We start from the raw sequence: 21,189 nt of genomic DNA, 5'->3' as shown, positions 1-21,189 counted from the left end.
ATTGTGATGGTTGATTCAACGATCAAAACAATGCTGATTGTCATTACAGAGCTGGGCATTGTTAATGCTAGTGATGAATGCTGCAAGCAGAACTGATAAGAGCGGTGGTCATAGGGGAGTGAAATTGCCAGAGGATTTCATTGACTGGCTTCTATGGACGTGGGGCAGAGAAGAGCAAGATGCTGGTTCGACGCCAACAACATAGCGAATAAATAGATGCGGGAATAGCAAAAATATAACACAAAAATTATAGTTATCTGAGTATAAATATGCCGCTAAAGTAAAGATGAGCCGAATGGACTGTGCTGCCCCTGGTTGTTAGTTGTCTGGCTGATGGTCAGCAAGACTCTCTGATGAAATCTTAACTTATAAGAGGATATAGATTGTTTTGCTAAGCATGAGACAAATCCCTAGCAAAACAATGGCTTAGAAATACTCTCTGAGGCTCTATTGCGCCAATAATATAGATAAGAATTGGCTGAAGTGAGTTTAGCTAGTGGATAGCTTGTTTGATTTGTTGATCCATCAATTCTCTGCCTCGACTAATAAAGTCATCTCGAGTGAACTCACTAGAATCAAGCCTCTGCAATAAGACCTTCTGTGCTGCATAGTCTTCATTGTGTAATCCAGCACGGCTTTGCATCATCCGCCATGATTTACGGCGCTCTACATGGAAGAGAACCATCTGACGGCTAACCGCATAATATTTAAACTTGCCATTGATCTCAGCCTTGAAATACACACCCCAATCAGGCACATAAGCATGATGATTCTCATCAAAAACACTTCTATAAATAACATCTTGCTGCGTAATTAGAGTAAGCATATCGTCGATATGTATAAACTCGTCGACTTGTGCTTCAGGAATCTCTTTGAGGTGTCTGCGAAAACGTGCTTCGGTAAGAGCCCAGTGAGCTACTGTGAGATTATATGTCTTTCCATCTGATTGATATTTAGCTACCCTCCAGTCTCGATTGATTGAAGGATTACCCTTGAGCTCAAAAGTTTCTTGGATGGTTTCGCCAGCGCGAGGATTATAGATAAACTCAGGCATTCCACGACTATCGCGAATCATACGAGCCTGATATGCACTCATGTCATCACCAATTCCATGCTCCGGTTGACAAGATGTATAGCATTGGAAAAAGGCAGTACCACGATATTCAAGTCCATCAAGCATGGCCTTATACATTTTCCCTGAATTTGCCATGGAAACTTGGGCAATGAAGGGCGAACCATGGCCAGATGTAAATGCTTCTGCAACACTTTTCTTCTCTACGAGCTTACCCTGCGAAGCAACACCAAATTGGTTCATGTCATATCCACCCAACATGTTAGAGCTGTCGGAGTTTTGACCACCGGTGTTGGAATAGACCTGCGTATCAAGCATCAGTAATTTCACATTTGGACGGTTTTGCAAGACGACCTTAGAAACGTTTTGGAAACCTATATCGCCCATAGCGCCATCTCCACCAATAGCCCAAACCTTAGGTAACTCACGTATTTCCTGATCAGTCATCAGCGAGTCATCAAGATGAGTTAGCTCGAAGTATTCACGTTCACTACAAACATTGATGTCACGATCGAGAAGTGCTGTAGCAAGTCGTTCCGGCGTTACAGATCGACGTGCATGATTGAGGACAGCAGATTCTCCTATCAACCAACTAATGGTTGCGCCATCCTGAAATAAGGAGTTCATCCACGGGTACGGATGAGGATTGGATGGAGGAGTAGATCCGTAAACCGTATTGCAACCAGTATGAGCACCCATATACATCGTGCACATTCCATTGGCCATGCGTCCATCAACTGCCTGTAAATCACAGTGATTAAAGGCATCCTGATTGAGGACTGTCACCAGTGCAGTGATGACTTCTTGATCAGTGACCTCACCAAATTTATTGAGCCGAAGAGTCGTATCTTGATCGTTTTCACCACCAAGACCCATCACTGCATGGGCAACAGAACGCTTAAACCAACTATATTCATCATCATCTTGAGCCTTTAGAGTCGCCAATCGTGCGACACCACATTGTTCTAATAGCTGTGCTTTCTTGCGTAAACGCTCTGCTTTTTGGTGATAAATCGGTCGCATGTATGCCTCCGTGATCGAAGCAGCAGCCCTCAACACACTTTTCTCGCCACAGCCTGCACAAGCTCCGTCTCCAGAGACAAGAGACTCGTAATTACTCCGCACCATCAAGTGTTTTCGCAGAGCTGATTCAAGTGAAGACTCTGGTGATTCAGACTGATACTGCCCAAGAAACTTTTGACTGGTATCTGGTAATAAGCGGCTAAAAACTTGGGCAGTTGTAAGATCGGCATTAAGTTCAGGCGTATCCTGCTTCATTCGCAGGGCATCATGTTCGCCACAAACCTGAACACACTCCCCACATCCTTTGCAGAGGTCGCTAACAAAAATAGAAAAGATACCCCCACTACCAGGATTCTTCTTCTCAAGACTTTTGTAAATACTAGGGGTGTTGTTATAAGCAAGTGGTAACTTGTCAACAATATCAATTAGCTGCCTACGGGAAGCTTCATCGATTGATTTAAGCTCATCCAACTCATTACTTAGAATAGTTTTAAATGGCTGTTTGGTTTTGGATGCAACATTGTCATTCATTTTTTCGTGGCAACGTTGATCTAATCCAGGCACCTCCTTCAAAAGTTGCTTCGATGCATTCTCATCAATGACATAATTGCGTATGGCAGTGACAAGAATTGTACTTACATCCTGTGCTGTATTAGGCAAGGCAGTATCAGGACACGCAGCGATACATTCCATGCATTGAGTGCAATTCTCTGCGATGTAAATTGGGGTTTCGCGCCTGGCTACATATTTACTTTGTGTCGAGCCACTGGCAGGTCCCATAACAGATAAGCTTGCAAAAGCACCTGATGGTTGGTGATAGCCCAAGTCGTTTCGGAATTCTGAATCAAATTTCTGCAGTGTTTGGAATGGTGACCTATTGGCTTGTCCATCAGGCATCGAACAAGACGAACAACCACTAGCAGCACAACCTGCAGTTGCTGGAATCTCAATGAGAGCAGAATCCTTTGGTGCAAGCATGGGGTTGCGCATGCTTGAAGTATCTACATCCTTATTTTTTCCATAAGTAATTTCCTCAACCCGTTCATAGCCACCAGCCATAACTTTCATATTTGAATCAACTACCGCGTCACCAAAGCGTCCGAACTTCTTTTGATATTGGTTGCGAACAACTTCCTTATACGCTGCATCACTAATTTCGTGATCCTGCAGAAAGGTTGAAACTTTGAAGAATGCACCAAGGAAGGAATTGCCTTGCATCCTTAATTGCAGATCAGTTCGAGTTGTTGCTTCTCGAGCGATTTCGAATCCAGGCAGAATAAATACACGAATGCCGTTATCCTTGATGAATTTGCGATGCTTTGAGGGAATTCGCTCCCAAGCTTCAGTCGCGGGCTCACTTGATTCCCATACAAGGCAACCGCCTTTATTTAAACCCGCCAGCGGATTCGTATGTGTGAATGCTTTGGGGTCACAGCAGAGCACCACATCAACATGATTGAGCTCACAATTCACTTGTATCTTTTCAGCCGCAACTGTTAGGAAATAATTAGTAGGGGCTCCTTTCTTTTCGGAGCCATACTTGGGGTTGGCCATAATGAAGAGCTTTTCTTCTAATTGGCCATGTTGATCATAGGTTGAATCACGTTCGGAAATCATTTGCCCAAACTTACCGATAATTTCACCAAGGTTTTTACCCGTGGTGATCATTCCCCAGCCTCCAATCGAATGGAATCGAACAGCAATCGCTCCATTCGGCAATAGCGATGGTGTGTCTTTAGAAACCACGCTATAGGGGTGATCAATACCTAGTGTGAAATAAGCTTCGCCATCAGCTGCACTTTTTCCGTCTTTCCGGGCAATGCCCCCAGTGGCATATTCAAAAGCTCCTATGATATGTTCTGGACGAAAATCTCTAGAGCCAAGCCCATAACTTCCGCGAAAGATTCTTGGTGTTTGCTCAACTGTTATTGCAGGTATAATTCCTCCATATCTTGCAGACTCCTGTCCTTTGCTTAGAGCAGTACGGATGTCACGACCTAATGGATTATCCCCAGCCAAGCCCTCATCTGTTCGTTCTAAAATAATCACATTCTTTTTGCCACGCAAAGCATTGATTAATGCCGCTTCAGGGAAGGGACGTAAAACATTTATATGAATAGAGCCAACCTTGACATTGCGTTTCTCACTTAGGTAATCGCATGCCGCTTCAATGTTTTCAGCTGCACAACCAAGAGAAATAAAGACTGTATCCGCGCCCTCGGTTTTATATTCTTGAATAAGCCCGTAGTTGCGGCCTGTTAATTGACTAAACTCTAGATAGCATTGCTCAAGGAAGTCAAGGATTGGTTCATTGAAATTATCACGACGTGCTATCACACCATTCATATGGTGCTCTTGATTTTGAACCGGTCCTAAAAGCACCGGATTCTTTAAATCCAACATTTCGGGAACTCGGCGACGCCGAACTCCGAACAGTTCTCTTTGAGCTTGAGTAGGGCAATCTATCTGGTCATCTGGTGCACCTAGATATTCACGTAGTAGATCGGCTTCTGGGGCTCGATAAGTACGTTCAGAATGGGTCGTCAACATCCCATCTTGAATATTCATTCCTGGATTTAAGGCTAATTCATTACATTTACGCAGAATAATGGCTTGATCTGCAGCTTGCTGGGCATCACGGGCAATTAACATTGTCCATCCAGTATCTAGTGCCGCATTAAAATCATCATGGCCACAGTGAACATTAAGAGCATGCTTGGTCAGGGCCCGAGCCCCAACCTCCAAAACCATTGTCGATAGCTTGCCTGGTGCGTGGTAATACTGCTCCATTGCATATACAATTCCCTGACCAGAGGTGAAGTTAACTGTGCGCTTACCAGTCATCGCTACCGCAGTAGCACCACCTTGCGCTGCATGTTCACCTTCTGCCTCAATCGATAACTTTTGGTTTCCCCATACATCAAGAGCCCCTTCTGCAAAAGATTGTTGATATATTTCACCACCCTCTGTTGAGGGTGTAATCGGGTAATAGACCCCCCCTTCCGTAATGCGCGTTTCTACCCATTTGGTGACAAGATGATTGCCATTACAAGTCACTGGGACTCCAGGATACTTGGGGTTATCACCCCCAAGTACTGCTGGAATCATCTCCTGTTCTACGGTTTGATCTGCCATACGTAGAAATCAACGAAGGAACATCTGCTGTGAGCGTAAAATCTACTGAAATCTGTGAAGAGATTGCAGCACTTGATCAAAGAGAGCGAAAGAACACCTAAGCCCAGTCTTCAAGAAGTCGATCATAAAAAAAAGTTTAAGCCTCACCCGTCTAGCAAATGCCAGCCTTGAGGCCTGCCTCGATTTTTGTAAGAGCTGGGGTTTCTGCTATCAACCACTAAAGATAGTGAACGGTTCTTTCTGGCTGCATAACCTGGGAGCACAGCGGATGTTGCAACAATCTGTTTTGCCGGGTCTCAGGTAGAGACTTCGTTGATTTTATGTACACCACACCATGAGACCACCTGGTATGACTAGGAAATAGGCCTAGATGGCATGTATAAGCACAGAGTCCGGTGCTTGCTTGTATCCCGACAAAACCCTATAGCTATCAACCTTTCTGTCGTTCCTTGCCTGCGCAATAGCGTCCTCTTGAAGGGCCTATTGATTCATTGGTTGAAACAGACCACCTCTTTTGAAGATCAGTAGCAAAGCCTCGAAGTCAACCGTTCAACGGGAGATGAATCGGTTTCACAGAAATTCCATCAACAAGATCTGAACATGGATGGTGGATTTCGAGATCTACATCCTAATTATGGTCAGCATCATGGGGACTCAAGCTCTCCACTAGCCGTGCTCCACAGCGACCTTGACCTGGCAGTGATCAGTTTAGTGATCTTCGCCTATTGCCTGCTTTCAAGACGATTGTCCAGGACAGCAGTCTCTGGACCACTGGTCTTTGTTTCGCTGGGTTTAGTCCTTGGCCCTGCCAACCTTGGCTGGCTCAACATCTCACTGGATTCAGAGCTGCTAAGGCGTCTGGCAGAGATCACATTGGGTCTCGTGTTGTTTACCGATGCAGCAGCCTTGGACTGGCCAGTGTTACGCAACAGTGCACGCCTGCCAATGCGTCTGCTGCTGCTCGGACTGCCACTCAGCATTCTCATGGGTTTTGTTGTGGCCCGATTGATATTGCCTGAACTAGGCCTGATTGAAGCTGCCCTGCTTGCTGTGGTGCTCGCACCAACAGATGCGGCACTTGGCGAGGCGGTGACCACCAACCTCGAGGTACCAGAAGCCATCCGCGAAGACCTCAATGTTGAAAGCGGCCTCAATGACGGAATTTGTGTTCCTATGTTGTTGTGCTTTCTTGGTGTCTCAACTGGTCATCTGGACCAGATCAATGGACCAAAGGATGCATTGCAGAGCTTCGCCCAGCTGCTCGTCAGTGAAATAGGTATCGGCCTCGTGATAGGAGGATGTGTTGGATTATTGGGTAGTTGGTTAAGGGATCAGGCAGAACAACGCAAATGGATTGCTGAGGATTGGAGGCCTTTGATCACGGTGGCCCTAGCCCTGAGTGCCTACACCCTTGCCCAAACTCTTCATGGGAGCGGATTCATATCCTGTTTCATCGCTGGTCTTCTCTATGGGATCTGCAGTCGCAAAGAACTCAAGGACGGCGAGATGGTGGCTTCTCTGGCCATGGGTGACATGCTGGCTCTATTGACCTGGGTTCTATTTGGCAGTGCCATGGTGCCCGATGCCTGGAACCACATCACAGTCGCAAGTGTGTTGTATGGAGTTTTAAGCCTGACACTAGTGCGCATTCTTCCGGTTGCCTTAGCAACCAGCGGCCTTGGACTTGATCACTGGACGAAACTCTTCGTTGGTTGGTTTGGGCCAAGAGGTTTAGCCAGCATTGTGTTTGTTGTGATGGTGGTAGACGCGGCACTTCCAAACGCACAAGCGATCCTTACTACGACAACGGTCACCATTGTTTTGAGTGTGATTGCCCATGGCATTACAGCTAACCGGTTTTCGATGTCCTACGGCCGCTGGGAACGAAGTCATGCAGGGTGAAATAAAGAAGATTGACTTTATAAAGACAATACAAAAAAGATGAAAACCCGAAAAGACAAGCCAGTTAAATGAACGATATATTGAAATTAAAATATTTGCTTTAATGATGATCGGGAAAGTTTTTTAATAACTAGTACATCTGAAAAATGCAAGAGCCATTATTCATTAACAATGTAAAATATTTTGTTCTGTATTGATTGCTAGTTGATAGCATGATGGAGAATCTTTCTGGTCTTTATTGCAAGGTTATTCAAGAAGCAGACGAAACCAGATTCGAACAATTGAACTCAAATATATAGTTTTTATTTTAAAACATGGAAAAAGGAAGTTGGCTCATGCAGAAGTTATTAAAAGTGCTATCGCAGAATAGATAATCCCGATGATGGCTTGAAATAGGGTCATCCCAAAGCCATGCGCCCGCCAAAGCACATTGTGCCGATATCAAGCCTATAAAAGAATGCGTCCGATAACAAATATTGCTGAATAGACTGTCACTAGCGCCAAGCATGCAAATGGCAACGGAACAGCTAGAGCCATTGCATTAATCATGAACAAGATCAACTGCTTATGGGTGTTGGCAAGGACCCGAAGGTCGACTTGCATGGCACATGAGAGTTCGCTACTCCCCGCGTCGGGTCTTCTGCAGGGTTCCCAAAGCGCTGAGCTCCAATGCGAATGATCATTATAAGAAAAAGGAGAGCCGGAAAAACCAAGCTCTTAACTCCAAACTTCAGGCGCATAAGCAGGCCTGGCTTATGGTCAAGATTTGGTAAGAAATGAAAGGACAGCATCAACACTGAAATGGACAATGCAATTCCCAAGAGGATTCCACATTTAACGATAAGATTGTCTCTTTTTTGGCTCATGATGACCTCGGCAAGTAGATAACATAGTAGTCATTCGCAGGAGCTCTCATAGGGCAAGTAATGGTTGGAGCCTCAAAATATCTATACTGACAGATATAGGTATTAAAAGATGTCCCGATAATGATTTGAAAGACGATACTGCGGCTATTTCGGAATCCTTAGAAGTCTATATACTGTCAAAACTCGAAACTTATAGCAGCTCTTTGAGTAGGCATCTAAATGCATCTTGCCAAGAAAGCATAAAGAAAATAATTGAGACTTATGGCTTCAACTAAAGATATGCTTGCCTAAGCATGTGATATGTCTAGCTATTAAAATCCCTGCCTTTCAATAGATCAATTCCAGTGACAAAGATAGATCTATCTTCTCCCTTGGACAGTTTCTATTGCTTGTCTATGCAAATTTTGGCTATAGCTTTTTCACTTAAGCCAGTTAAGTCTTCCTGGGATTGCTTGTGAGGTGAAGAATGAAGCTGCTTGCTTTACAGTGAAATTCTCTTGCGGACTTACGGTTGACCTTTATCATCGATTTACGGGATTGAAGCCGACACAAAAAATGTTGACACAAATCCTTCTTATTGATGATGCTCAGGATTAGGCCCAAAGATGGTTTAATGACATGCCTGTTTATATTGTTAGTATTTGGAGCTTTTAAAGATCAAGAATGATAGAAATATGAGCCTATAGAGGGTTCTATTGGAAGATGAATGAACTTAATTCTAGCATTAATTGACAGTTCATTCGACTGGTCTAACTCATGGATGGCTAATACTCTTTAAGCCAAGGAACGGCCTTTCCAGGTCCAATCGCGTCCAGTCAGTGTTCTCCAAACCGAAGTTGGCCCAAGTAAGCCAACGAGGATGCCGCCTGCACTCATCAACCACCAATTCGTTAGTGGCACCTCAAATTTCTGACGTGTCCAAAGACGTAGAATGAACTGAAGCAATACACCAATGATCGACAAACCAAAGGCAATTAATAGGGCCCCGTAAAAAGGGATCCAGAGCAGGCTAACTATGATAATAAACAATACTAGCCAGGGGCCTGTGAACATCCAGAATACTAGTGTTGATGCTCCGATTGCTTTGACTATATTGCTATCTAGACCAAGAAACCAATTCTTGCTCCAGCCTTCCCAAAGCGCAGGAAAATTGTCGTACATCTGCAATTGCAATGCATCTAACCCCAGCAGATAACGAAGTCGAAATCCCGCACCTTTAATTCGACGAGCTAGAGCAAGATCCTCTATCACCACATCAGCCAGTGCGCGATGTCCGCCAATCTCCTCATACGTTGAACGGCGAAATAACATAAATGGCCCAGCGGCAAATGCCGTTGATTCAGCTGGATCATTGGCGGCTTTAATCGGAAAACCTACAGCCAAAAGACAGGCCATGATCGGTTGTACCATCCATTCAGCAGAGCAGCTGCAGTTAATACGTGGAACCAGGCTCAGCAGATCTGCTTCTTCCTCAATCGCCTGAGTCAGTGCACGCTTGAGGGTTGCTGGGTCAAGCTCCACATCTGCATCTACAAACAGCACCCAGGTGCTACTCACAAGCTCCATTGCGCGCGAGCAGGCCCAGTTCTTGCCCACCCAACGTTGCGCCAAGGGTCTTGGTGCGGCGTTGAAAATTCTAAAGCGACCCTCCTCCAGCTTTAAGGCTGAGGCAACATCGCTTGCAACCTGGACAGTTTCATCAGTACTCCCGTCATCAACCAACAACACTCTCCAGTTGTTGCAGGGTGGATCACTGGCCAAAATGCTTCTTAGGCACACCTTGATGTTGGCGGCCTCGTTATAAGCAGGGACAACCACTGTGAGCTCAGTCTTCTTGAGGGGTTCCTCATTGCTAGGCAGCTGCCCAGGCTGAAACTGCCTGGAATTTAAGGTTGGAGCATTTTGGAACACACTTACAAGACTGAACAGCAGCAGTAACAAGCCGAGCGCTGCTCCAGCAGCAAAGATAATCAAGATCCAAGTAAGGATCAACAAAATTGTTTCCCTAAAAAGTCCTTCTATCAAATCATCTCAAGGACTAATCGCGGAAATCAGTTCTATAAGCATTCGCGGTGGCAGCTGGAATGACTAGTCAACGCTGTAATTAAAATCACAGGTCATCTTGAGCACAGTCACTCCCTAACTGATAAAAGTGAGAGATTATTACTAAATCAATGAAGGAATGATCATCATTTGGCTAAACTCATGACAACAAATAAATTCGCATTAGAGATCGAGAAGATCATTACACTCAGTCTTGTGATTGGCTTTGTAACGACTGTTGCTACATCAGCTTTTACAGAATTCAAAGCGCAGTTGAACACCAACTCAAAAGCTGGAGCCCTTGTTTTTAGCAAATTGGATGCCGCTGTCAAGGCTAAGAACTGACATTGCCTTGTTCAGTCTTACTATCCATAATTGCTGATTGCTTTTATGAGCAAAGCGAAATTATTATTTACTAATATTAGGTGTATTTGATTCAAAAAACTTTTGTTAGTAATCATCAATGCCCATTTTTATTAGAGCTTGCCTATATCCCCAAGTTTCTATGCATGCACGTACAAGCAGGTGCCACAATGGCTACGGTTCCTTTGCGCAGGGGGGTCCCGCATTGTCACTCGAGAAGCCCATTGAGCCAAGCACTGTGACGCAGTTTCAGACCGAGAAACTGCGTCGAACAATTCAGGAGTGTCAGGACATAAAAACCCTACGTGGCATCGCAATGGAATTGTTGCAACTTCACGAGAAAAAAAGTGCAATTGCCGAGTGGGCAACAAAAAAAGGAGTTGATGCTGAATGTAGAGCACTCGTTGCAGAGATGAGTATCGAAAACAAGCTGGCCAAAACTTTCCAAATTATACGAACTGACGGCCAATCAGATGAGATCGCTGGGAGGTATTTTTCCAGCTACGATGAGGCACATACTGTTTTGGAAAGATATTATGCTGATCTCAGCTGTTCTGATGAGGATGAAAGAGAATATTATGACATCGTTGAGTTAAATAGCTAAGGTCTGATCAAAAAATCATTCCTTGTGATTAAGTCAAGTAGAAGTATTTGTCAAAAACTAAAAAAGTAGAATCACGATCCTTCCTGGCTGATCTGATAAAAACCTGAGGAGCTACTAAGGAACAATGCTTGTACCAAAGATGAAATAAGACTTTGGTTTAAGTGCCGAACTAATTACGGCATTCTTCTTTATTCAGTCTTTGAGAATGAAAAAAGATTATGGCAATTTAGTTAACGAGGCAGAAATTTGCCACTCACATCGAATGGATACAGCCAAAACCTGTGTTGATGAATCAGCAGATCTGAAAAGCCTTTGTAGGCCTATCGATGCTCTTTCACCAGGGCAAATCCCAGCCCATATGACCAAATAGCCAAATGCCCAAGGTGACCTTTGCACCAGTTGTTAAAAGCCACCAGCCAAAGATCTGCTTTTTAGTAAAGCCAAACAGCATTTCGCCAAGAGCTTACCCAGGACCATTCATAACCCACCAAGCGGCCTGTTAGCTACCAGCTGTAGTGGTTAGTCAAAAAAAAGGCCCCAGTTGTCGGTCTGGAGGCCTGCATAACTTGCTCACTTGAGATCAAAACGCGGCCAAAAGCCTTGTGCCCTCGTTAGGAATACTCATTGCTGTATTGCGAATCAGCTTGTTTGTAGGAGGAGATACGAGCCTTGCTCATTTGGATATCTTAGGGCGGCCATCTCTGGACAGGGGCCCCAGTGATAGTGGCGAATGCCTAGCCACTCCAAAAGGTTAAAAAGAAGGTCAATCAATCGCCATCTGACTCCGTTTTGATTCTGTAATAGCGATCAACGCCGAGCCACTGCCAAGTTGCTTTAGCGGACTTCGGTCCCACAAAGGCAGCAACAAGAAGGATTGGTAAGGACACCCAGACAACTCCTGCTTGAAACGTTAGCCAAATAAGCCATCCCACAAATACAAGTTGAAGAAGGCCAAGAATGGTGAAAACTGTTCCTCTGGGATAGCGGAAGGCTTTGTAGAGCAGAACAGTGCACATGCCAAGGGTGAAGGCTGGGGGCATGGCCAAAGCGATGTTCTTCACCCAGAACTCAAGCAGAGATGTATCTCCATAGATGGGGATACCGCTCAATGAGGGGTTGGCGGCCAGTAGTGCTAGCAGGAATATGACGGTTAGACCTGCGGCGAGTTGACGACTCATGGCTTCGTAGGAACATCCTCTGGAGATAGCAGGTTCTGATGACAATCGCAGTGAGTGGCAGCAGAACAACTCCAAACAATCCTGGCATCCACAAGTCCCGTACTGAGATCTAGAAACAAGATGATTTGATGATCGCGAAAAAGCTCTGCAACAAAGCTAAAAACAGTTGAGATGTTAGAGACAAGCTCAGGCCACAAAAAAGCCCCGACCAGCGGGGCGAGGCGAAAGCGTTTCTAAGCAGTGATTGCCAAATGAATCACTTCTGGTACTCATGTCCGCGATAGGTGAGCACAGGATGGGACTGGGTTGCTTGCTGACTGTTGTTTGCGTAGACACTGCGGCGGTAGGTCAGCTCAACGAGTTGCTTAGGTGCAGCTTCTTTGTGCTGGGCATACTGCTGGCCGCGATAGAGAAGAGTCGTCATGATTCAGAGTCCGAAATGATGTCCAAGTCCCCGTTCCATGGCTTGGCTCGAACTGCGCCCTATCATTGTCAGGGTGAACGTTTTGGTAGCTAACGCTACAAATCAATTATGCACTTGGCGGGGCAGGGTTGGTCGTTCATGCCGATACAAAATCCTGCATGGATCACGCCTGTTCGCTTTGTATTGCAAAGATGATGAGGCTGTTGAAGCCATCTACACTCGTATTGAATCCGCCCTAAAGCTGTCGTTGACCAAGGCCCCATTCAAGACCTTCATCAAGCCGTACCCGCAATAAGTCTTTACAGTTATGGTTGGTCAGGGAGTAAATATCCCTACAGGACGAAAGTCAACTGACGCGATTGATTGCTTGAGCGAAAGGGGACTGGCTCTGAAGTGGGGGTAATCAGAGCAAATGCAAACTTGGCATATTTCAATCAAAAGCATCTGCGACAAGATTAATCAGTAGAAATACTCAAAGCCGTCAAGGAGGCGTGAGGCTCTTTGCCCTAGCTCAGCGTGGTCGGCATTTAGCTCAGTCCTAATGAGCATCTCCCCTAAATGAGACGACAAAAAAACTGAGAATGACAATAAAAAATCCCCTTGAGTTCCGGACCCAGGGGATTGGACGCCGTCCATGGCTAACTTCGCATCTGCTTGGGGCAGAAGCTGTAATCAAGGCACCAAGCCACGTGTCGAATGTATCGATCACCCTGATCAGTACTTACTATTCCTTCGACTCACGGACTTATTTTAAAGTTTTGGGCTTGCTGAAAATCTAAATATCACGAACCATAAACACAGAAAAGTTTAAACAAACTGAACAAACAGATAATGAAAAGAGTACTCGAAAGTGCGTCTGTAAAATGGAATCAAATATCTAACGATAGCTTTTCATGCATCTAATCCCTCAAGAAAGAAGATGGGCATTGCAGGGGATTGGATTACAGAAAATAAAACATGAACAAGCCAATTGAATTCCTGTGAAAATCTTCATTCTCGTGCAAGTCTGACAAGGTTAATTTAATAGGAAATTGACTAGCCATGCACAGCATTAATTACTAGGATTGTTCCATTAAGTAGGCCAGTTATGACCCCACAGCAAAGTCGAGGCTTGCTAAGCGCGTGGGGTCATGACAGCTGGCAGCTGCTGCGACGTACTCCCCCGCTGGTTTTTGCTACGGCCGTTTTCGTTTGCGGCATCGTCGCAGCATCGTCAATTTTGGTGAAGGGAATCCGCAGTAGCAATGACACAATCACGGTCACCGGAGCCAGTACCGAGCGCATCAATAGTGACTACGTCGACTGGTCTGTAACTGTTAAACAAACAGGTTACAACCAGCAGGCTTCCTATCAGCGGTTAAAACCATCGTTAGAAAAAACGATTCTCTTTCTAAAAGCCAATGGGGTCAAATCTGACGAGATGGAGTTAGGGACTGTTAGGTCCAATAAAGATCAAGTTCGTAACCCCAAAACGGGAGAGCTTCTATCAACAACTTGGACGACAACTCAGGCTGTTTTGATCGGAAGTTGGGATGTTAAAAAAATCCATGGGATTTCAGGAAAGATCAGTGCCCTAATTGGTGAAGGGGTGCCTCTTTCAATTAATCGACCCTCCTACACCTTTACAAAGCTTGCAGCCAAGCGTGTCGACATGCTCGCAAAAGCTACTCGTGATGCACGGAAACGGGCAAAGGCTATTGCCCGGGAAGCTGGCTCGAGTATTGGCGCAATCACCAACGCCGATACCGGCACATTCCAGATCACAGTGCCAAATTCAACACAAATGAGTAGTTATGGTTCATACGACACCAGTACAATTAAAAAAGACATCACCGCAGTTATGGGAGTCACTTTTCGGGTTGAATAAAGTCTGAATAAGACTTTGAAATTTCTGCTTTACCTTCAAAATAATATGATTATTGATTGGATTGAGTAGAGCATCTCTCAATGAATATTGGTTCTATATTGCTGATGATTTTAAAATCATAGCATTGATAGTGTGATTTTATTTTAAGGGCCTTGCTAAAGCTCTTTCATGCCTGATAAACAATTTATTATGGCATAATCTGAGTAAGTATTGCCATGAATTGAATCCCAGCCCCCCTTTTTTGGGGGGGAATAGATCATGGCTTAGATAAAAGCAGCTAGCCCCGTTTACAACGTCTCGACCAAATGAACTTGATAAGAAAAGAGAACCTACTCAAAGGCAAAGCATCCATTGCTAGCCAATTGCCAATAGGCTTTAAATCATTGCCCCCAGCGTCCATCCCGGCCAAATTCAGAGAATTTGATTAAATCTAATGATGAAGATATTGAAATCACACGACAATATGGTGCAGGATGAATCAATCCCAATGGTGATTGGGTGCATCATCAGCTACCTACACTGATGCAAAGCATTTCTACCTTATTGCTACGACGATGACCCGCGAACTAGATCCCTTCCGCATTCCCCGAGCAGGACTAGAGATCGCGGCGATTGCAGGTCTTACTTCGATTGATATCAACCTCAATGGAGGAGCCATCAATGGTGGTGAAATCGTGGTCGAGTCAACGCTCGGCGGGATGGCCGTCTATGCCATCTACCAAACTCTTCTGAGCGGATTAAGAACCGAAGCATTGCGCAAGCGGGGTGCGATCAGCCGCGCAGTACAAATCAAAATGATCAGCACAACCGTCTGGGAATCAGTTAAACAGGGTGCCGCAATCAGTGTCTTGCTGGGTGTATTGCTACTTGTGTTCCCTTGGCTGAGCATCCCACTCTCAATTATGGGGATGGTTGGCATGGGTGTTGCCTCCATTGAATTGTTCAACGCGTTCTGGGATGGTCTTGACGCAATGCAGCGTGCTGAGCTTCACGCTGCATCAATGGAAGCCGGAGTGAATCTACGTCGCTTTCTGAATGGTGATCAGCCAGAAGTTCAAATTTTTTAAATCAAATCAAATACTTCTACGCAACCTTTCATTTGTCAGCGATTCTGCAAAAGTTTCACCCTCAGGAACCTCCTGCCAAGACAGCTTTAATGAAGACAAGTTGGCTAGTCGCATTGATCTTTCTTTTGCCGCCATGTCTAATCCGCGACAACCGGAACTCTTTCAGGATAAGTAATTGGCAAATGTAAATAGACAAGTAAAAACAATGACAAGCCCAATTGAAGTAAGGATTAGCTTGTTTAGCCACTTTGTCATATTTAATGATGGCTAATCAATTGGAGGGTATTCCTGTTCTTATCCTTATGTCTACTGTTTTCATAGTAAAGAATCAGTGTTATCGAAGGACTTTGGAAAGTTTAGCTTGCAATTTATCTGCCAACAATAAAGTCTCATTAACTCAACTAAGGATTTAGATCTCATGTGTGCAATTCATGCTCAGTTCAAACGGTACACAACTGTTAGGTAGCTGTAGTAAATGAGAGCTCAAAGAGGCGATGTCATCAGGCTGAGTCATCGCCTCTTTTGGAAAAGACTTAACCCTGGCAGACATATCGGTATTGACCCAGCCAGGACAAATCGCCGTCACGCGGATGCCTTGCTCCCAACCTTCGTTACGCATGGTCTTACATAGGCCCATCAGAGCAAACTTACTAACGGTGTAGCCAGCCAAGCGTCCCTTGGAGCGCTTGCCACTCATTGACACCAACACAATGATTCGCGCCTCAGAATGGCATTCAAGCTGAGACCAAGCAGCGCGACTGAGCAACCATGGGCCCATTACATTCACCTGCCAGAGCTGATCAATCTCATGCTGCTGATTATCAGTAAACTTTATGGGTGTGCGATGAAACACACCTGCACAATGAATCAAACTATCGAAGCCACTGAAATGAGCCAAGCTTGCTGATACCCAGCTTTCGGCAGCGTTAACGTCCTGGGCTTCATAGGGATGTAGGAACACTTGTTCAGAACCAGCGATTGCCGGGTCAAGTGAGCTACCAATCAGGCATTTAGGGTCCCGCAGGCCAAGGCTAAGACGATGGCCATCCGCCAACATTCGTTCGGCAATTGCTCGGCCGATGCCTCGACTGGCACCACTGATCAAGATGGTGCGCATCATTCCTGCATGGTTGCAAATCCAAAAACATTATTGCTGGGAGTTCTAGTGATGCTCATGACTCTGCAGAATCTGAGAACCTTTTGATGAAATCCCGCTCCACCCAGGCAATCAGAACCCATGCAACGGAGCAAGCGGTCGCGGGGATCCATTGTTGTTTAATCAGGTCGATAAGCGCAACCGTGCTTGCTGTTATGGCTAATGCCCGAAGTCCAAAACGTGAGAATCGCAGAAGTTGGTTGTTCATTAGTTTATCTTCCCCTTTAATAATACCGAGTAATAAGCCAACCCATATAGGGAGTGGACAGTTGGTCTAACTTCGAAAGGGTTTGATGCTGCCATGAGTAGGCTAGATCAATAAACTCTGATGACTAAGAGGCTAAACATTGAAGCCACAAAGTCCAGGATTGAGTCAAATGCTTCACTCTCCTCTAATGATGAGATAGCGAAACTTAGCTTAAGAAGATCCTTGCATTCACTAACTTGATGCAGAAACAGAGATGATAAAAGTGCTACTTATGTTTATCGGCTACTGAATCAAGAGCATCATATGGGAATCACACTAGTTCGTTTTACTAAGGCTCAGAGTAGTGACAGTTTCATCTTAAGAACCACCACCAACGCCAGATAGGAGCACGACACAGATAGAGCAGATCAACATCAAAACCGACGGATAGAATGCCATCGTGAAACCAACTGCTCGTCCTTCTGCACCACGCCGATAGCCCGCAAAGAAGAGAACTCTCCCTAGTGCAAAAGACAATGCTGCTAGCGGTACGACAGACAACCATGCTGAGGGCATAAGGAATGTCCAAGTTCCATAAACGAAAGCCGCCAGGACCGACTGCTCAAGGGTGTTCTGAAGAAGAGACTGGAGGAAGATGGCACGATCAGAATCTGCTCTGAGCCCTCTTCCATCAATCTCGTCTTGGCTGAAGAAGCGATGCTTAGCAAGACGGCCAATAGAAAAAGCAAGGCAGAGAGCAAGAGGGATCAGGGATTTAAACAGAACAGAACTTTTTTCTAAGAGTGTAAGAGTGGACTGGAAATTAAAAGGATTAAGCAAAATTCCGAAGATAATGAGACCTATGGAAATTGATGCCCCAGTGAGCATTCCATGAAGGACACCACGCTGTTTAATTGAAAATCCCATTGTTAGCTTCCGATTAGTATTCATATAGTGGTATCAACTCAATATATCTAGAGTCTATTGCCATGATCTGAAGAAATCATTTAAAGCTAATTCTGGAGGAGTAATTAAGGATCAACAGAGCACGTGCTTAATCTTGGCCCGAAGTCCCAAGTTGGATAGGGCCTAAGACGATGACTGAGCAAGAGGAAAGCTACTTACTTTTAGCAAAATATTGAATCAATCTTATTCTACTTATGCCCTAGATGTTTCACAGCAGAGCAACAAGATGTTGGCTCGATTAACTGCCGGGACAGGCTTTTAGGAGTAGTTCTGGTCTTGCTCTTTCAATTATTATTATCTTATATGTGTTTGAACCCTGGAGTTTCGTTTCTTGCCAGAGTTGAAACTGGTTTTGGAGACTTTCTTCCCTTGGCTAAAGGTTATGTTTTTCTATTCGCTCTTACGTAGAGGAGCTCCTGTATTTTACAGCTATGGATAATTTAACTTCTGATAATCATTAAAGTATGTCCTCTCCTCTTGATTTCCAGGTTTAAGAAGAAGGGGTTTTTTTCAGGATGAAAAGAGCCAGGTGCGAACTCATTTTCACCAGGATGGTTACCCCGATCGATCTCATGTCGAGAGGTGTCTTGCGTATTTAACTCTGATGGATGAATGCCAAGCACCATTGATTGTGACATCTCTCCCTGCTTTGGTGTCGATTCAACGCTTTGACCATTACTGCTATCGACTGTGAATGAGAATCCAAGCAGCCATTCGGCCAGGACTATAACCAGAGCCATCGAATACACCAGGAGTAGGTGCAGAATCAAGAACAGAGGAAGTAAGGTTAACCAAACCGGACGAAGGATGATTGGCAAGGGCCTGAAAACCCTCGAGAAGCGTTGTATGGGCACTATCAGACCATTGACAAACACAATGGCCAACTCGATAGGGTGTGGAGAGGATGGCATTGCTCGTCGTCCCATTCAGGAAAATCTAGCTCTTCTAATGCATCGTTAGACGTAGAGAAGGATCCATAGACCATCAATAACCATTAAACATCACTCGCCCATCTCGACAATGGAGATTGGTGCTAAAAAGAGGTTGCTACCTAAAAAGATCTGTATGCTTCATCGCCTCGACCGCTTCGATTTTTTCCATAATGGTCTGATCAGACTGGATAATTGTATTCAATATACCTTTAACTATCTGGAGGATTTAAAGGGACACTTCTGATAAATCAATGATGGAATTAACGCACGTAAGGATGACTGGCTGGCGTATCGATTAATCATCAAGATAGATTCTTAATATGACTCACTAAGAACCATAGGGGGAAGTGATATTAAGGTCTAAGTTAGTGCTTTGTAAAGCGCATTAGGCCCCAGCAAAGTCTTCCCTGACTCCCACCTTCAATCCAATGACCAAGGCCTGCATCCATGCGGCTCAAATAATCCGTACTAATCACACTCGCAAGCTCTTGATGACGTCGACGTAGTTCCTCTCGAACACGCGTGTAATGCCTCACAAGCATTTCTGTGCGTTCTTTCCATACATCTCTAGTCATCCCTGAAGCCTCTGCCCAGATTCGGTAACGATCAGGAGATGCCAAATCAGATAGGTGGATACGATCAAGAATCGGTTGAAGGGCGTTGGCTTCGATGCCGTCGCATGCCATTGGATCGGTCAAGACAAATACACCCCCTGGCTTAAGAAGCCTTGACACTTCATTCATTACCTGAAGGCGATTGCTGGAATGAAGAATGGCGTCTTGACTCCAAACCAAATCTGCTATGCCATCGGGCAATGGCACCTCCTCGAATGACGCATCATGTACCGTAATTAGACTCGCCAACCCAGCAGCATTGTTGAGATCTCGATGGCGCATATTCTCTACGGCAGAGATATTGACAGCATGCACATTGACCTGCCATTGCTGGGCGATACGGCGTGCCGCTCCTCCATAACCTGAACCAAGGTCAACGACGCACCCTTCTTCGGCTGGCGGTCGAGTTGCAAGCTCCATAAGCGCCTTAACGGTACTCTCACTCGCGGAAGCGATGGCTTGATCAGCATTGTCATAAAGTCCGATATGGATGTCTTCACCTCCCCAAATCTCGGCATAAAAACGATCTGCGTCGCTGCTGTCGTAATAAGTAGCAGCAACAGATGCTGATGATGAATTCATGATTGATTAGGATTGTATTTTGCTGAAATTTTTATTCTCATGTATCAGTTTTGTCAATGTCGACTTTGTATTCCTTTTCGGCTACATGTACATAAAAATCTGGGTCATGATGGCCAGGTAAATAATCTCCAAAAGATGTGATCTTCTGGAATCCAACTTCATTCATAAGTCGGCGAACGTAGCCATGACGTAGAGGGAACATATTCAAGTGATAAGTGCTGCCATCACTGAAGGCATATTGGAATCGAGCTAGTCCTTCGTCAACATGCTCAGGGCTTACGTTGACATCCTTACCACAATAAACATTTCCCTTTCCAGAACGTATCGCTACACCTTGATCGAGAAGCCGATCATAGTTACGGTGGTCAAGAATCAGTAACCCATTATGCTTAAGAACAGCATAATACTCAGCCAGGGACTTGCGTCGGTCAGTTTCTCGAAAGAGATGTGTAAAGGAATTTCCCAAGCAGATCACAGCATCAAATTCGCCATGAATATCTCTATTTAGAAAGCGCCAATCAGCCTGAGCTGTGCGTAATAACTGACCATGATCACGAGCATTCTGAAATGCCCTCGCCAACATATTCGGGCTTCCATCTGCACTGATGACGTCAAACCCTTCCTTCAACAAACTAACCGAATGAAATCCCGTTCCGGTAGCAACGTCGAGCACGGAACGTGCTCCATGTTCACGAAGGATTCGAATATAAAAATCGCCTTCAGCTTGGGCCCTCGCCTTCCAATCAATCAGTCGATCCCATCGGTCGGTGAAGTCCTCAACATATTCCTGCTGATAATGGTCTGTATCACGTACTTGCTCTGGATCATCACCAAAGTTTTGCAGATCGTCTTGGCAGGGTTTTTGCGAATGTTGAGTCAAAGTCATGCAGATTCAAACTTCCCGAAGATTTTCTTGATGCCGCCATGTCTTTGAGGTCGGGAAAGGCCCGAATCAGCTAGAAAGGCATTGGTCTGAGCAAGGCTGCATTACAGCTTATGCAATTCCCAGTCGACATCATAGCGAATGATTCTAAGGATGTCTGTTAATCAAAATCTAACGACATCACATCAGTTCCCATAACGCCTGAAAATTCATCCAATCCCTTTGGCAATAAGTACTTTCAGCCGATGATTCAATATAGGCAATTCATTTGACTTCATAGGTGCCTTGGTAAGGCCTGCAAGCAGTCATAGTCTCTAAATACAGT

At 44.9% G+C, this 21,189-nt stretch carries 15 protein-coding genes; 5 read left to right on the top strand and 10 right to left on the bottom strand.

Annotated features, from left to right (window positions below; all coding sequences use genetic code 11):
• Window positions 1-493: 493 nt before the first annotated feature.
• Complete coding sequence (locus EV12_RS11650; RefSeq protein WP_036915461.1) at window positions 494-5,230, bottom strand: 2-oxoacid:acceptor oxidoreductase family protein; 4,737 nt, start codon at window positions 5,228-5,230, stop codon at window positions 494-496.
• A 672-nt stretch (window positions 5,231-5,902) separates the two neighbouring features.
• Here EV12_RS11650 and EV12_RS11645 point away from each other — a divergent pair.
• Window positions 5,903-7,132 carry a cation:proton antiporter gene (locus tag EV12_RS11645; RefSeq protein ID WP_241466597.1) on the top strand — a complete coding sequence of 410 codons (1,230 nt, stop codon included), beginning with the start codon at window positions 5,903-5,905 and terminating at the stop codon, window positions 7,130-7,132.
• A 1,640-nt stretch (window positions 7,133-8,772) separates the two neighbouring features.
• Here the strand turns inward: EV12_RS11645 and EV12_RS11635 are convergent.
• Window positions 8,773-9,993: a glycosyltransferase gene (locus tag EV12_RS11635; RefSeq protein WP_036915456.1), complete on the bottom strand. Its 1,221-nt coding sequence runs from the start codon at window positions 9,991-9,993 to the stop codon at window positions 8,773-8,775.
• A 198-nt stretch (window positions 9,994-10,191) separates the two neighbouring features.
• On the opposite strand from EV12_RS11635, the gene EV12_RS11630 reads away from it, so the two are divergent.
• Together EV12_RS11630 and EV12_RS14715 are read left to right on the top strand one after the other, a co-directional pair.
• On the top strand, window positions 10,192-10,386 hold the full coding sequence (locus EV12_RS11630; protein ID WP_152562385.1) for a hypothetical protein: 195 nt from the start codon (window positions 10,192-10,194) through the stop codon (window positions 10,384-10,386).
• Between the two features lie 223 nt (window positions 10,387-10,609).
• Window positions 10,610-11,008, top strand: coding sequence for a hypothetical protein (locus EV12_RS14715; protein ID WP_052039596.1), 399 nt, complete (start codon window positions 10,610-10,612; stop codon window positions 11,006-11,008).
• 767 nt (window positions 11,009-11,775) lie between these two features.
• On the opposite strand, the gene EV12_RS11615 is transcribed toward EV12_RS14715, so the two are convergent.
• Complete coding sequence (locus EV12_RS11615) at window positions 11,776-12,186, bottom strand: hypothetical protein (protein WP_241466599.1); 411 nt, start codon at window positions 12,184-12,186, stop codon at window positions 11,776-11,778.
• 256 nt (window positions 12,187-12,442) lie between these two features.
• Window positions 12,443-12,610 (bottom strand): DUF4278 domain-containing protein, encoded by a 168-nt coding sequence (locus tag EV12_RS13300; protein ID WP_072014315.1) that lies wholly within the window; start codon window positions 12,608-12,610, stop codon window positions 12,443-12,445.
• A 1,087-nt stretch (window positions 12,611-13,697) separates the two neighbouring features.
• On the opposite strand from EV12_RS13300, the gene EV12_RS11605 reads away from it, so the two are divergent.
• Both EV12_RS11605 and EV12_RS11600 read left to right on the top strand, forming a co-directional pair.
• The gene (locus tag EV12_RS11605) at window positions 13,698-14,477 is read left to right on the top strand and encodes an SIMPL domain-containing protein (protein WP_036915450.1); all 780 of its coding nucleotides are present in this window, start codon (window positions 13,698-13,700) and stop codon (window positions 14,475-14,477) included.
• Between the two features lie 554 nt (window positions 14,478-15,031).
• The gene (locus tag EV12_RS11600) at window positions 15,032-15,544 is read left to right on the top strand and encodes a hypothetical protein (RefSeq protein WP_036915448.1); all 513 of its coding nucleotides are present in this window, start codon (window positions 15,032-15,034) and stop codon (window positions 15,542-15,544) included.
• Between the two features lie 409 nt (window positions 15,545-15,953).
• Here the strand turns inward: EV12_RS11600 and EV12_RS11595 are convergent, their stop codons facing one another.
• From EV12_RS11595 to bsmA, 6 genes are all read right to left on the bottom strand, one after another.
• Window positions 15,954-16,664, bottom strand: coding sequence for an SDR family NAD(P)-dependent oxidoreductase (locus tag EV12_RS11595; RefSeq protein WP_036915447.1), 711 nt, complete (start codon window positions 16,662-16,664; stop codon window positions 15,954-15,956).
• 52 nt (window positions 16,665-16,716) lie between these two features.
• Window positions 16,717-16,908, bottom strand: a complete 192-nt coding sequence (locus tag EV12_RS11590; RefSeq protein WP_036915445.1) for a hypothetical protein — start codon at window positions 16,906-16,908, stop codon at window positions 16,717-16,719.
• Between the two features lie 357 nt (window positions 16,909-17,265).
• Complete coding sequence (locus EV12_RS11585; RefSeq protein ID WP_036915443.1) at window positions 17,266-17,814, bottom strand: MAPEG family protein; 549 nt, start codon at window positions 17,812-17,814, stop codon at window positions 17,266-17,268.
• A 479-nt stretch (window positions 17,815-18,293) separates the two neighbouring features.
• Window positions 18,294-18,671: a hypothetical protein gene (locus EV12_RS11580; protein WP_241466600.1), complete on the bottom strand. Its 378-nt coding sequence runs from the start codon at window positions 18,669-18,671 to the stop codon at window positions 18,294-18,296.
• Window positions 18,672-19,150: 479 nt separating this feature from the next.
• On the bottom strand, window positions 19,151-19,981 hold the full coding sequence (locus EV12_RS11575; RefSeq protein ID WP_036915441.1) for a methyltransferase domain-containing protein: 831 nt from the start codon (window positions 19,979-19,981) through the stop codon (window positions 19,151-19,153).
• A gap of 37 nt (window positions 19,982-20,018) precedes the next feature.
• On the bottom strand, window positions 20,019-20,867 hold the full coding sequence (gene bsmA, locus EV12_RS11570; RefSeq protein ID WP_036915440.1) for a glycine/sarcosine N-methyltransferase: 849 nt from the start codon (window positions 20,865-20,867) through the stop codon (window positions 20,019-20,021).
• Window positions 20,868-21,189: the final 322 nt, after the last annotated feature.

The sequence above is a fragment of the Prochlorococcus sp. MIT 0701 genome (assembly GCF_000760295.1).
Lineage (GTDB): Bacteria > Cyanobacteriota > Cyanobacteriia > PCC-6307 > Cyanobiaceae > Prochlorococcus.
The sequence above is the reverse complement of the archived record's forward strand: the minus strand, read 5'-3'. Positions and strand labels throughout refer to the sequence as shown.

Excerpts from the sequence above, each read along its gene's own strand:
- EV12_RS11590 (WP_036915445.1), bottom strand. The coding sequence starts at position 16,908 with ATGAACAACCAACTTCTGCGATTCTCACGTTTTGGACTTCGGGCATTA.
- EV12_RS11600 (WP_036915448.1), top strand. The coding sequence starts at position 15,032 with ATGACCCGCGAACTAGATCCCTTCCGCATTCCCCGAGCAGGACTAGAG.
- EV12_RS11595 (WP_036915447.1), bottom strand. The coding sequence starts at position 16,664 with ATGATGCGCACCATCTTGATCAGTGGTGCCAGTCGAGGCATCGGCCGA.
- EV12_RS11575 (WP_036915441.1), bottom strand. The coding sequence starts at position 19,981 with ATGAATTCATCATCAGCATCTGTTGCTGCTACTTATTACGACAGCAGC.
- EV12_RS13300 (WP_072014315.1), bottom strand. The coding sequence starts at position 12,610 with ATGACGACTCTTCTCTATCGCGGCCAGCAGTATGCCCAGCACAAAGAA.
- EV12_RS11650 (WP_036915461.1), bottom strand. The coding sequence starts at position 5,230 with ATGGCAGATCAAACCGTAGAACAGGAGATGATTCCAGCAGTACTTGGG.
- EV12_RS11615 (WP_241466599.1), bottom strand. The coding sequence starts at position 12,186 with ATGAGTCGTCAACTCGCCGCAGGTCTAACCGTCATATTCCTGCTAGCA.
- bsmA (WP_036915440.1), bottom strand. The coding sequence starts at position 20,867 with ATGACTTTGACTCAACATTCGCAAAAACCCTGCCAAGACGATCTGCAA.
- EV12_RS11605 (WP_036915450.1), top strand. The coding sequence starts at position 13,698 with ATGACCCCACAGCAAAGTCGAGGCTTGCTAAGCGCGTGGGGTCATGAC.
- EV12_RS11585 (WP_036915443.1), bottom strand. The coding sequence starts at position 17,814 with ATGGGATTTTCAATTAAACAGCGTGGTGTCCTTCATGGAATGCTCACT.